At 30.2% G+C, this 13,526-nt stretch carries 8 protein-coding genes; 3 read left to right on the top strand and 5 right to left on the bottom strand.

Annotated elements, in window-relative coordinates; all coding sequences use genetic code 11:
- Window positions 1-47: 47 nt before the first annotated feature.
- Together ATE90_RS04890 and ATE90_RS04885 are read right to left on the bottom strand one after the other, a co-directional pair.
- On the bottom strand, window positions 48-1,559 hold the full coding sequence (locus ATE90_RS04890; RefSeq protein ID WP_036786674.1) for a bifunctional metallophosphatase/5'-nucleotidase: 1,512 nt from the start codon (window positions 1,557-1,559) through the stop codon (window positions 48-50).
- 52 nt (window positions 1,560-1,611) lie between these two features.
- Complete coding sequence (locus ATE90_RS04885) at window positions 1,612-2,469, bottom strand: hydroxymethylglutaryl-CoA lyase (protein WP_036786676.1); 858 nt, start codon at window positions 2,467-2,469, stop codon at window positions 1,612-1,614.
- A gap of 232 nt (window positions 2,470-2,701) precedes the next feature.
- Between ATE90_RS04885 and ATE90_RS04880 the strand changes: the two genes are divergently transcribed.
- A complete protein-coding gene (locus ATE90_RS04880; RefSeq protein WP_036786678.1) occupies window positions 2,702-3,871 on the top strand; it encodes an MFS transporter in 1,170 nt (389 codons plus the stop codon).
- Here ATE90_RS04880 and ATE90_RS04875 read toward each other — a convergent pair.
- From ATE90_RS04875 to pheT, 3 genes are all read right to left on the bottom strand, one after another.
- Window positions 3,863-4,477, bottom strand: a complete 615-nt coding sequence (locus ATE90_RS04875) for a LysE family translocator (protein WP_036786680.1) — start codon at window positions 4,475-4,477, stop codon at window positions 3,863-3,865. The genes ATE90_RS04880 and ATE90_RS04875 overlap by 9 nt on opposite strands.
- Before the next feature lie 85 nt (window positions 4,478-4,562).
- Window positions 4,563-5,597 carry a quinone-dependent dihydroorotate dehydrogenase gene (locus ATE90_RS04870; protein WP_036786682.1) on the bottom strand — a complete coding sequence of 345 codons (1,035 nt, stop codon included), beginning with the start codon at window positions 5,595-5,597 and terminating at the stop codon, window positions 4,563-4,565.
- Between the two features lie 45 nt (window positions 5,598-5,642).
- Window positions 5,643-8,069 carry a phenylalanine--tRNA ligase subunit beta gene (gene pheT / locus ATE90_RS04865; protein WP_036786684.1) on the bottom strand — a complete coding sequence of 809 codons (2,427 nt, stop codon included), beginning with the start codon at window positions 8,067-8,069 and terminating at the stop codon, window positions 5,643-5,645.
- A 172-nt stretch (window positions 8,070-8,241) separates the two neighbouring features.
- Here pheT and ATE90_RS04860 point away from each other — a divergent pair, with 172 nt between their 5' ends.
- Together ATE90_RS04860 and ATE90_RS04855 are read left to right on the top strand one after the other, a co-directional pair.
- Entirely contained in the window at window positions 8,242-12,195 is a 3,954-nt protein-coding gene (locus ATE90_RS04860) for a fibronectin type III domain-containing protein (protein ID WP_052107550.1), read from the top strand.
- Window positions 12,196-12,289: 94 nt separating this feature from the next.
- Window positions 12,290-13,510: a peroxiredoxin family protein gene (locus ATE90_RS04855; protein ID WP_036786686.1), complete on the top strand. Its 1,221-nt coding sequence runs from the start codon at window positions 12,290-12,292 to the stop codon at window positions 13,508-13,510.
- The last annotated feature ends 16 nt before the right edge of the window (window positions 13,511-13,526 follow it).

Genomic DNA, 13,526 nt, shown 5'->3' with positions numbered 1-13,526 from the left:
TATTACTTAAATTATCTTTTAAAAAAAACTGTTCAGTAAGAGAAAAATTAATTTTTCTGTTTTCTTAGATATTCAAAAACAGCTTTTCTAATATCAAAAGCCAATTCGTTTTTTTCAGGTTTAAATACTGATAATACTTCTTTATTTTCTATTGATAAAAAAGGAATATCAAAACCTTTTAACAAATAATCAGAAAAAGCAACTGTATACGTTTTTCTATTATTCAACTCTTTGTTCTGAATAATCCACTTCTCTCCTATTTTTCGAGCATTAAAACGTTGCAAATAAGCTCCTGTTCCCGCTGCTAAAACACCATAATCCAAAACACGTTTTAATAATCTTCCTTTAATTTCTACTTTTAAAACAGCACCTCCATAAGGTAAAATTCTAAAAACATCAACTGCATTAATATCTCCTTCTAATTGATCATCAATTCTAATAGAACCGCCATTTACCAACGCACAATCAACTTGATCATCAAAAGAAAAAGACATAGCCTTTGTTATAATTTGACCTAAATTAGTCTGAACACTTCTAATTGGTGTATCCCTACCATCTAAAGGAGTTTTTGCCTTATAGATTATTTCTTCTGGATTTGGAATAAGTTCTTTAATTTTTATTTTTAATATTTTTTGCCATTTAGTTACAACTTCACCAACTTTATCATCAGGTTTAATTGAAGAATTTATTTCTTTTAATTCTGATTTTACAATCGTTTTTTTTGTCTTTTTATCAAATGAAATTCTATGAATATAAGCTGTCTTAGCATTGGCGTCAGCCTTAGAAATGATTACATTTCCAATTTTATTATATGAATTTGTGTGTTCGTGCCCTCCCATTATTAAAGGTAAATCTGGAATTAACTTTGCAATTCTTTTATCATTTGTAATTTTAACATGTGTTAAACCAAAAACAACATCAACTGAATCTTTAATGGCAGTATAAGAAGCTCTTGCTTTTACAAACATATTGCCATATTCTACATAATCTTTTGGATTTGAGGGTATACAAACACTTATAAAACCTACTTTTATTTTTGTACCATCTTCATCAGAAAATTCTTTAATAAACGTTTCTTTTAGAGGAATTTTTTTTTCTTCTTTTTCTTTATAAAAAGGAATCGATTTTTCTTTTGTCTTTAGTTTTACATTGGCAGAAATCCAAGGGAAATTACTTTCGTTTAAGCGTTGCTGCAAGTCTTTTTGTGATACATCAAATTCATGATTTCCAAAAGCTACTAAATCTATATTCATAGCGTTTAGCACTTCAATCATTTGTTTTCCGCGAACTCTTTCTCCATCAACTTTTATGGTTCCTATTAAGGAAGGGTTTAAAAAATCGCCCGCTAAAAGCAACATTGTATTTTTATTTTCTTCTAATAACCCTTTATGCACTGTTTCTACTCGTGCCATTCCTCCATATTCTCCACCTTGGATTGGCGAAATTTCATAGACATCATTAATTTGCAAGAAAGTGAAATCAATTTTTCCATCATCTTTTTTACAAGAAAAGAAAAGAGAAATTGATAAAATATAGCATGCTAATTTTGTGATTTTCATTTTATTTTTTTTTTTTAGATTTCTGTTTTACAGTTATAAATACACTTTGAACTTAAACAAAAAGCTCCAAAGCTTTATTGTAAGCAGTATCAAAACTCATTGACTTTATATTTGTATCCACATTTTCAGCTCTAAAATAACTCAATAATTTTTCTGTAGGCATATTACCTGTCAACTCGTCTTTTGCCATCGGGCAACCTCCATAACCTTTTATTGCGCCATCAAAACGATTACAACCAGCCTTGAATGCTGAAGCTACTTTTTCTAACCATTCATCTGGTGTTGTGTGTAAATGTGCACCAAATTCAATTTCTGGATATTTAGGAATTAAATTTGAAAATAAATAAGTGATATCTTTTGGAGTTGAACTCCCAATTGTATCTGAAAGTGATAAAATTTTTACACCCATTTTAGAAAGCTTTTCAGTCCAGTTTCCAACAATATCAACATTCCAAGGGTCTCCATAAGGATTTCCAAAACCCATCGATAAATAAGCAACAACTTCCTTTTTTGATTTATCAGCAATCTCTAAAATCTGTTCTAAAGTTTCTATTGATTCAGCAATTGTTTTATGTGTATTACGCATTTGAAAATTTTCTGAGATCGAAAAAGGATATCCTAAATAATCTATTTCTTCAAATTGAACTGCATCATTTGCCCCTCTAACATTAGCAATAATTGCTAATAATTTACTTTGCGTTTTAGATAACTCTAACTTTTCTAAAACGGCTGCTGTATCTCTCATTTGAGGTATCGCTTTTGGAGAAACAAAACTGCCAAAATCTATCGTATCAAAGCCAACTTTCAATAAAGAATTAATATATGATGCCTTTTTCTCAGTAGAAATAAAATGAGATTTTATTCCTTGCATTGCATCTCTAGGACATTCTATGATTTTGACTTTTTTCATTGAAATCAAATATACAATTGAAATTTCATTTTTAAAGCTATATTAGTTTAATAAAAATAGTTCGTGAAAAAAAAATTGAAATGTACTCTACTATTTCTTTTACTATTTTACTTAAAATATTCATCTGAAAATGATCTTTAACAATTTTATTAATGTATTCAGCATTTTTATGTATTTGCGTTTCATTAAACCAATTGATTATGCAACTCTTTTTGGTAAATTCGCTTTATAAATGAGCAAGTCAAAAACTATATTACCCATCATTGTTATTTCACAATTTTGCTGCACTTCTCTATGGTTTGCAGGAAATGGAGTAATGAGCAATCTTTTAGAAACCTTTAACCTAAAACAAAATGCCTTAGGATACTTAACTTCTTCTGTTCAATTTGGATTTATAATAGGTACTCTCGTATTTGCTTTATTCACAATTGCCGATCGTTTTTCACCATCAAAAGTATTTTTCTTTAGTGCAATTTTAGGAGCTTTTTTTAATCTTGGGTTTATATTTGAAAATCAGACTTTAGTTAGTTTGATAAGTTTACGTTTTTTTACAGGTTTTTTCTTGGCAGGAATTTATCCTGTAGGTATGAAAATAGCCACAGATTATTATCAGAAAGGATTAGGAAAATCCCTGGGGTATATAGTTGCTGCTTTAGTTTTAGGGACAGCTTTACCTCATCTATTAAAAGATGTTTTAAACAATTTTTCTTGGAAGAGTGTCTTAATTACGACTTCTTCGCTCGCATTTTTTGGTGGTTTATTAATGGTACTCTTTGTGAAAAATGGTCCTTATCGTAAAGCAAGTAAAACTTTAGATATATCTATTTGCTTTAAAGTTTTTAAAAATATAAAGTTTAGAAAAGCCGCTTTTGGATATTTTGGACATATGTGGGAATTATATGCTTTTTGGGCGTTTATTCCTGTTTTACTAATCAAATACCAAAAATTACACTCTGAAATTATTCTTAATATTCCTGTTTTATCTTTTTTAATTATTGCCGCTGGTAGTATATCTTGTGTATTAGGAGGATATATTTCTCAGAAATTCGACATAAAAAAAACTGCTTTAGGTTTTCTTTTATTCTCTTGTTTGTGTTGTCTTGCTTCTCCATTTATGTTTCAACTATCAAATAAAAATATCTTTATTACTTTCTTGCTTTTTTGGGGAATGGTCGTAATCGCAGATTCGCCCCTATTTTCAACACTAGTTGCTCAAAATGCACCATCAAAAGATAAAGGAACTGCATTAACCATTGTAAATTGTATTGGTTTTACAATTACTATTATTAGCATACAAATTATAAGCAGTGTCCTAAATGCGACTAATTCTAATTTAATATTTTCAATTTTAGCAATTGGGCCAATTTTTGGATTGATTAATTTGAGAAAGAACTTAAACTAAAATAAATACGGCAATTAATACAAAAACTACAATTTGAGTCCATTTTAGATAAAGTGCTATGTTTTTGTTTTCCTTTATTTTTTCTGCTATTACGCTTGCCAAAATTGCTATTGTAGAAAATATAATGAGTGAAACTAACATGAAAATTAGGCCTAAAATATAAAATTGAATAACAGTAGAGATACTATCCGAAAATAAAAAACCTGGAAAAAAAGCTAAAAAGAAAATAGAAACTTTTGGGTTTAACACATTCATTATAAATCCTTGTTTAAATAATTGTGCGGTCGTTTTATTTTCGACATTACCTTTTACTAAAATAATAGAGGCATCTGATTGATACACTTTAAAAGCCAAGTATAGTAAATAAATTGCTCCAAATAATTTAATTGTAAAAAATAGATTCTCCGATTGTTTTATAATGGCTGATACTCCAAAAGCTAATAAAGTGGTGTGGACTAAACATCCTGAAATTAGGCCAAAAACAGTCGCTAAACCAAACTTTTTTCCGTTAACGATACTTTGCGTGAGTACAAAAATATTATCTGGCCCAGGTGAGAGAGATAAAATTACTGTTGCTAAAACAAAAGATAAAAGGGTTTCTAACATTAAAATAAAATTATATATTCTTTCATTACAAACAGAACTGCCATTTCTTAAAAATAAGGTCCCTCTTTATTCTTCGGTTTAATATCTATAAGTCTTTCAAAATAGCCTTGTTGATTCTTTTCACCAAACTTGGTCCTTCATAAATAAATCCAGTATAAATTTGTACTAAATCAGCACCTGCATTTATTTTTTCTAATGCATCTTTTTCTGAATGAATACCTCCTACTCCAATAATAGGAAATGATTTATTGGAATTATCTGCCAAGTATTTAATCACTTTTGTACTCTGATTTTTAATTGGCTGGCCACTTACACCTCCATTACCAATTTCTTGCAAACGTTTTTTAGACACTTTTAAATTATCTCTTGTGGTAGATGTATTAGAGGCGATCACCCCATCAATCTTCGTCTCTGCAACTAATTCTATAATTTCATCTAATTGTTCATTATTTAAATCCGGAGCAATTTTTAACAAAATTGGTTTTTGTTTTTCTTCTTGATTATTTAGTTTCTGACATTCAGAAATTAACTCTAATAAGTAATCTTTGTCATTAAGTTTTGCGTGACTTCCTACATTTGGACAACTCACATTTAGCACAAAATAATCTACATACGGATGCAATCCTTTAAAACATTCTTTATAATCTTCTGTATAATTCTCGGGTAATGTTTGTGTGTTTTTACCAATATTCCCGCCGATAATAACTTTGCCTTTGTTCTTCTTTAATTGGTGAATAGCACTTCGCAAACCGTCATTATTAAACCCCATTCTGTTAATGATCCCTTGATCATCTTTTAAACGAAATAACCTTTTCTTCGGATTTCCAGCTTGGCCTTTAGGAGTTACCGTACCAATTTCTATAAATCCAAAACCAAAATTAGCTAATTCGTTATATAAGACAGCATTTTTATCAAAACCAGCGGCTAAACCCACAGGATTTTTAAAGGTTAATCCAAATAAAGTACGTTCTAATTTTTTATCATTTACTTGGTAAATAGCTCTAAATATATTTGAAACTAAAGGAATTTTAGACACTAATTTTATTAAGGAAAAAGTAAAATAATGAATTTTTTCTGGATCAAAAAGAAAGAAAAAAGGTCTAATAATAAGTTTGTACATAATTTATCAAATATAAAAAAAGCTCCAAAATAGGAGCTTAAAATTTTATCTTAAAACAGCATCTAAATTCTTCTCGAAACTTTGCTGTAATTTTTGCATTATTTTATCTATTTGCTTTTCTTCTAACGTTTTAGTTTCATCTTGTAAAACAAAACCAACGGCATAGGATTTTTTACCTTCAGGTAATTTATCACCTTCATACACGTCAAACAAATCTACATCTTTTAATAACTTTCTTTCTGATTGAAAAGCTAAATTATATACTTCCTTAAATTCAGTTTTGTTATCAATTAATAATGCTAAATCTCTTTTTACAGAAGGAAATTTAGATAAATCAGAAACTTTAATATTTTTCTTACTAGATAACTTTAAAACATTTTCCCAATTAAAATCTGCAAATAAAACTTCTTGTTTAATTCCAAATTCTTTTAAAATTGAACGTTTTACTACTCCAAAATCCACTAATTTTATTTTCCCCAAACTCAACGTAATTCCTTCAGAAAAAATATCATTTTTAGTAGGAGTAGTTTTTAAGTTCTGAATTCCTAATCTATCTAGAACTGAAGTTAAAACTCCTTTTACGTAGAAGAAATCAGAAGTTGAAGTAAGTGTATTCCACGATTCTTTTGTTCTTTTTCCGGTTACAAAAAGTGTTAGGTGTTTATCTTCTTGATACTTGTCATTATATTTATGATATGTTTTACCAAATTCATAAAATTTTAATGAATTATTTTTTCTATTTAAATTATAAGAAACCGACTCTAAACCACTAAATAATAGCGATTGGCGCATAACGCCTAAATCACTACTTAATGGATTTAACATTATAACATTAGCTTCATTATTAATATTTTCTGACAACTCTGTATAGCTTGCTTTTGTTAAGGAATTCGCCATTGTCTCATTGAATCCTAGAGAACTTAATTGATTAGCAACAACGTTTTCTATCTTGATTTCTTTATTAGAATCAAAAGAAATTGAAGTATTTAATTTATGAGAAAACTCAATATTATTATAACCATAGACACGTAAAATCTCTTCAACAATATCAGCTTCACGCTGAACATCTGCCCTGTAAGAAGGAATTGTTAATCCCAATCCACCTTCAGTTTCACTGCTAATTTTAATTTCTAAAGATGCTAAAATATTCTTTATCGTTTCTTTTGGAATCTCTTGTCCAATTAACCTGTAAGCACTCTCATAAGAGAAAAATACTTGAAAATCTTCAACTTTTACTGGGTAAAAATCTGATACGTCAGAAGCTAGTTTTCCACCAGCATATTCTTCAATGAGTAAAGCTGCTCTTTTCAAAGCATACTCTGTCATACTAATATCAATTCCTCTTTCAAAACGGAAAGAAGCATCCGTATTTAAAGCGTGTCTTTTTGCCGTTTTTCTTATAGAAACAGGATTAAAATAAGCACTTTCTAAAAATATTGAAGTTGTATTTTCTGTAACGCCTGATTTTAAACCACCAAAAACACCACCAATACAAAGCGGATTAGAATCTGCATCACAAATCATAATATCTTCTGCAGAAAGCTTTCTTTCTACTTCATCTAAAGTTGTAAACTTTGTGCCTTCTTTTAATTTTTTTACAATAATTTTATTTCCTTTAACTTTTTGAGCATCAAAAGCATGTAAAGGTTGTCCTAACTCATGTAATACATAATTTGTAATGTCTACAATATTATTTTTTGGTTGTATTCCTATGGCTTTTAAACGATTCTGAATCCATTCAGGAGATTCTTTAACAGTAATATCCGTAATTACAATTCCACAATAACGAGGCACTAATTCTTTATCTTCAATTTCTACATCAAAACGCAACGTTCTCTCATCAACATGAAAATTACTTACAGAAGGAGATATGAATTCTAACTTAATATCTTTTTGAATTAATCCTGCTCTTAAATCTCGTGCCACTCCATAATGACTCATAGCATCAGATCTATTTGGTGTTAAACCAATTTCAAACACATAATCTGTTTCGATTTTAAAAACTTCCGCAGCCGATGTTCCTGGTTTTATTTTTTTATCTAAAACTAGAATTCCATCATGATCTTTACCAAGACCTAATTCATCTTCGGCACAAATCATTCCATTGCTTTCTTCCCCTCTAATTTTTCCTTTTTTTATTTTAAAACCTTCCCCTTTTTCATCATACAAAACTGCACCAATTGTAGCTACAGGCACCTTTTGACCGGCAGCAACATTAGGAGCCCCACAAACGATTTGAACAGGCTTCCCATCTCCTAAATCAACAGTAGTAATCTTTAATCTATCTGCATTTGGATGCTGAATACAAGTTAAAACTTTACCAACAACAATCCCTTTTAAACTTCCCTTGATGGATTCTTTTATCTCTATACCTTCAACTTCTAAGCCCAAATCAGTCAACAACTCACCTGTTTTAGAAGTTTCCCAGTTAATCTGTAAAAATTGTTGTAACCAATTGTATGATATTTTCATTTTTTTTCTTTCAAATTTTCAAGCGCTAAATTAACCAATTTTTATCTATTTTTTTCCTTAAAAGTTAAATGTTAATATCTAGTTTATAACTAACTATGTTGGAAAGCTTTAACATTTCTTATTTCTCTTAATTTGCAATATTATCAATTTTTAACCCCTAAATACTTATCAAATGAAAAAATTATTACTTTTTTGCGCATTGATCATATCATGCTCAGCATTTTCTCAAATTCCAAATTATTATAATGATGTTAATTTAAATCAAACTAGTACCGCATTAAAAGATGCTTTAGCTATTAAAATTATTACCACACATACTACTAACTTATCATACACGCCAGGTGTTTGGGATGCCTTAAAGCAAACGGATTTAGACCCAAACGATAACACAAAAGTCTTATTAATATATGGGTATAGCGATATTGATGGAAACTATGTCACAGATAGAACAAGAGATAAAAATTTAAATGGAGGAACTTCTGGAACACAATGGAACAGAGAGCATACCTACCCAAAATCTTTAGGAACTCCAAATTTAGGAACTTCTGGTCCAGGAGCTGATGTACACCATTTACGTGCCGCAGATATTACATTTAACGGACAGAGAAGTAGCAAAAAATTTGCAGATGGCTCTGGTAATGCAGGCGATGTTTCTGGTGGATGGTACCCTGGAGACGAATGGAAAGGTGACGTTGCCCGTATGATGATGTATACTTACTTAAGATATGGAGACCAATGCTTGCCAACAGGCGTGGCCATAGGTTCAACTGCTACTTCTGATGTAAACATGTTAAATTTATTTTTAGAATGGAATACAGAAGACCCTGTTTCTAACTTCGAAAAACAACGTAACCCAATTTTAGAAGGAATTCAAGGTAATAGAAATCCTTTTATAGATAATCCTGCATTTGCAACTCAAATTTGGGGTGGACCACAAGCTGAAGATTTATTTGGTAATCCTCCTAATGGAGATACTGAATCACCTACCGCTCCAACAAATTTAATAGCATCGAATGCAACGCAAAGTTCTGTAGATTTAACTTGGACGGCATCAACAGATAATACAGCAGTTACTGGTTATGCTATTTTTAATGGAACAACCCAAGTTAGCACAACACTCAATACCAACTTTACTGTTTCAAATTTAATGGCTGGAACTTCATACTCTTTTTATGTAAAAGCATTTGATGCAGCTGCCAATGTTTCCTCTATTAGCAACGCAGTATCTATAACAACTACTTCTAATGAAACGGGAAGCGGAACAGCCACGGAGTTATTAATTTCTGAATATATAGAAGGCTCTTCGAATAACAAAGCTATTGAAATTGCAAACTTCACGGGTGTAACAGTAGATTTAGCAGCATATTCTATTAAAAAAGCAACAAATGGAGGTGGTACTTTTTCTAGTACTTTAACTTTAACTGGTAATTTAGCAAACGGACAAGTATATGTTATTGCCCATTCTAGCGCAACCGCAACAATTTTAAATGTAGCTAATTTAACAAATAATGGTGTTATGTCTTTTAACGGAAATGACGCCATGGGCTTATTTAAAAATGATGTATTAATTGATTTAATAGGTGATGCTTCAAACAGCAGTAACTTTGCCCAAAATGTTACGCTGCAAAGAAAATCATCGGTTACAAGTCCTAATAACTCTTATTCTGCAACTGAATGGAATTCTTTTTCAACAGATACTTTTAATGGTTTAGGAAATCATTCGATAGATGGAGGAACAACTTCAGATACTGAAGCTCCAAGTTCTCCTGCAAACCTAGTTGCTTCAAATATTTTACAAAATATGGTAGATTTAAATTGGTCGGCCGCTACAGATGACACAGCAGTCACAGGTTATGATGTTTATCAAAATGGAGTAAAAATAACAACTGTAACAAATACAACGTACACTGTTTCTGGTTTAGCAGACAATACTGCCTACAGTTTTTCTATAACCGCGTTTGATGCAGCGGCTAATGTTTCATCAGCTAGTAACACTGTTTTTATAACCACATTGCCAGTTCCTGATACTACAGCGCCAACTGCACCAACTAATTTAACTTCATCTAATATTACACAAACTACAGCTGACTTAAGTTGGGCTGCTTCTACTGACAATGTTGCTGTAACAGGTTATGATATTTATCAAAACAGCACAATTATTGCATCAATTCCTGGAACAAACTATACTGTTTCTGAATTGACATCTGGAACTTCCTATAATTTTTTGGTAACAGCAAAAGATGATGCAGGAAATATTTCTAATGCTAGTAATATATTAAATGTAACTACAGAATCTGCTCCTATAAATGGAACAACGACTGAATTATTAATTTCTGAATATGTAGAAGGGTCTTCCAACAATAAAGCTATTGAGATTGCAAACTTTACGGGTAATGCTGTTGACTTATCTTCTTACTCTCTCAGAAAAGCGACAAATGGTTCTGGTTCTTTTTCTAGTGTTTTAAATTTAGATGGAAATTTAGCCAATGAACAAGTCTATGTTATTGCAAATACTAATGCAAATGCTATTATTTTAAATGTTGCTAATATTACAAATGAAACTGTTTTAAGTTTTAATGGAAATGATGCTATTGGATTGTTTAAAAATGGAATTTTAATTGATTTAATAGGTGATGAATTAAGTAGTTCTGTGTTTGCACAAGATGTGACTTTACAAAGAAAATCATCAATAACTAGCCCTAATGTAACTTATATAATTTCTGAATGGAATTCTTTAGCAAAGGATATTTTTAGCGGACTCGGAAACCACTTTATTGATGGTGGTGTTATACCAGACACTTCAGCTCCTTCTATTCCCTCTAATTTAGTGACTTCAAATATTACTGAAACTAGTGTATATTTATCATGGTCTGCATCCACAGATGATACCGCCGTAACTGGTTATGATATTTACAATGGTACAAATATAATTGGAAGCGCAGTATCTACTAATTTTAATGTTACTGGTTTATCTGCAGTAACTTCGTATAACTTTACAATTACAGCAAAAGATGAGGCCGGAAACGTATCTTCTTCGAGTGATAGCGTTAATGTTAACACTATAGATTTAACTGCTCCTTCTGCTCCAGTTAATTTATCAGTTTTAAATATTACACAAACCACTTTAGATTTAACTTGGTCCTCTTCAACAGATAATGTAGGTGTTATAAGTTATGATATTTTAAATGGAAATTCTTTTATTGGCTCTATTTCTATTAATAATTTTTCTATTAGTGGTTTAACTGAAAACACTACTTATAGTTTCTCTGTAGTTGCAAAGGATGCCGCAGGAAATTCAACAACTAGCAACCCTGTTACTGTTACTACCCTAGCACAACCTACAAATACCTCAACAATTTTATCAGAATCTTATTTTGAATCTGGTTGGGATAATTGGATTGATGGAGGAAGTGACGCATACAGATATGCTGGATCACGCTCTTTTGAAGGAACTTATTCGATAAGAATACGTGATAATTCTGGTTCAGTTTCTGCAATGACATCACAAATATATGACTTATCTTCTTTCGACACTGTTGAAGTTGAGTTCCATTTTTATTCTTATAGCATGGAAAATAATGAAGATTTCTGGCTGCGATATTATAATGGAAATTCTTGGACCACAGTTGCAACTTATGCTAGAGGAACTGATTTTGAAAACAACAACTTTTATTCAGCAACAGTTACTTTAAATAAAAATGAGAATGTGTTTGCCAATAATGCACAGATTAGATTTCAAAATGATGCCAGTGGAAATGCAGATCATATATATATAGATCAAGTTATTGTTACTGGAAAAACGGGTTCTTTTTCAGCAAAATCTAGCGTTAAACATTCTAAATCGACAACTTTTCTAAAAAGTCTAAATACCGATGAATTTAATAATTTTGAAGCAGATTTTAAAATCTATCCGAACCCTACAACTGGAAGTTTTGTACATATTAAATTACAAAATACAGATTCAGAAAACATTACTTTTAAAATTAGCAATACATTAGGTCAAGTTGTTAAAAAAGGAACTTTATTAAAAAATACAATTGATGTAAAATCTTTAAGAAAAGGAATTTATGTAATTGAAATTAATGACGGAGAAGAGAAAATGACTAAAAAACTTATCAAAAAATAGTTCTTTATTTTAAAATAATGAAAGGCCTTATCAATTTTGATAAGGCTTTTTTATTTAAAATTATTTACTTTAGTTCTCACAACTAAATTTAAAAATGAGAAAATTATCCTATATATTTTTAAGCATTATATTTCTAATTTCTTGTACAAAGCAAACTAAGAAAACATTACAAAAAGGAACCTATAGAGCTGTTTTAAAGATACAAGACAATCAAGAACTCCCTTTTATTTTTGAAGTAAAAAATGATTCTTTACTTGCAATTTTTAATGCTGATGAAACTATTTTAGTTGATGAAATTACCTATAGTAACGATTCTGTAAGAATACAAACACCTGTTTTTGAAGGATACATTATTGCAAAAATTGAAGACAACTTTTTAAAAGGAAGTTTTATAAAAACCAGTTTAGACAGAATTGTTCCTTTTGAAGCGACTAAAAATAATGTGCGTTTTTCATCAAAAAAAGAATCTACAAAAAACATTAGCGGAAACTGGGAAACGGTCTTCAATGAGAACTCTGCTGATGAGAAATATATTGCTAAAGGAATTTTTAATCAAAATGGAAATCTTGTAACCGGAACTTTTAGAACCACTACCGGAGATTACAGATATTTAGAAGGTCTTGTATATGGTGATTCTTTAAAACTTTCCACTTTTGATGGTGCGCATGCTTTTTTATTTACTGCAAAAGTTACAGATTCTACAATGAATGGTTTTTTCTATTCTGGAAATCATTGGAAAGAACCTTTTGAAGCCAAATTAAATAATACTTATGAATTACCAAAAGCAGACAATTTGACCTTTATAAAAGAGGGATATGAAGATTTTGATTTTTCTTTTCCAGATACAAGAGGAAGAATTGTTTCTTTAAGTGATACTAAATTCCAACAGAAACCAGTTATCATACAAATTATGGGAACTTGGTGTCCAAATTGTTTAGACGAAAGTAAATTTTTGGTCAATTATTTACGAGAAAACCCAAATACTAACATTGAAGTTATTGCTTTGGCTTTTGAAGTTGCAAAAACTAGAGAAATTGCATTTAAAAGAATCAAACGATTAAAAGAAAGAATAGGTATTGAATATCCTGTTTTATTAGCGCAATATGGAAATTCGGCTGATAAAAAAATAGCAGAAAAAACATTACCCATGCTAAATCATTTAATTTCTTATCCTACCACTATTTTCATTGATAAAAATGGAAAAGTAAGAAAAATTCATACGGGTTTTAATGGACCTGCAACAGGAAAAAAATATAATGAGTTCAAAAATGAGTTTGAAAACTTTATGGATGCATTAGTTCTGGAAAAAGAATAATTTCTTTATTTTTTTA

Origin of the sequence: Polaribacter sp. Hel1_33_96, from assembly GCF_002846595.1 — a bacterium.
Taxonomy (GTDB): domain Bacteria; phylum Bacteroidota; class Bacteroidia; order Flavobacteriales; family Flavobacteriaceae; genus Polaribacter.
The sequence above is the reverse complement of the archived record's forward strand: the minus strand, read 5'-3'. Positions and strand labels throughout refer to the sequence as shown.

Excerpts from the sequence above, each read along its gene's own strand:
- ATE90_RS04890 (WP_036786674.1), bottom strand. The coding sequence starts at position 1,559 with ATGAAAATCACAAAATTAGCATGCTATATTTTATCAATTTCTCTTTTC.
- ATE90_RS04860 (WP_052107550.1), top strand. The coding sequence starts at position 8,242 with ATGAAAAAATTATTACTTTTTTGCGCATTGATCATATCATGCTCAGCA.
- ATE90_RS04880 (WP_036786678.1), top strand. The coding sequence starts at position 2,702 with ATGAGCAAGTCAAAAACTATATTACCCATCATTGTTATTTCACAATTT.
- ATE90_RS04875 (WP_036786680.1), bottom strand. The coding sequence starts at position 4,477 with ATGTTAGAAACCCTTTTATCTTTTGTTTTAGCAACAGTAATTTTATCT.
- pheT (WP_036786684.1), bottom strand. The coding sequence starts at position 8,069 with ATGAAAATATCATACAATTGGTTACAACAATTTTTACAGATTAACTGG.
- ATE90_RS04885 (WP_036786676.1), bottom strand. The coding sequence starts at position 2,469 with ATGAAAAAAGTCAAAATCATAGAATGTCCTAGAGATGCAATGCAAGGA.
- ATE90_RS04855 (WP_036786686.1), top strand. The coding sequence starts at position 12,290 with ATGAGAAAATTATCCTATATATTTTTAAGCATTATATTTCTAATTTCT.
- ATE90_RS04870 (WP_036786682.1), bottom strand. The coding sequence starts at position 5,597 with ATGTACAAACTTATTATTAGACCTTTTTTCTTTCTTTTTGATCCAGAA.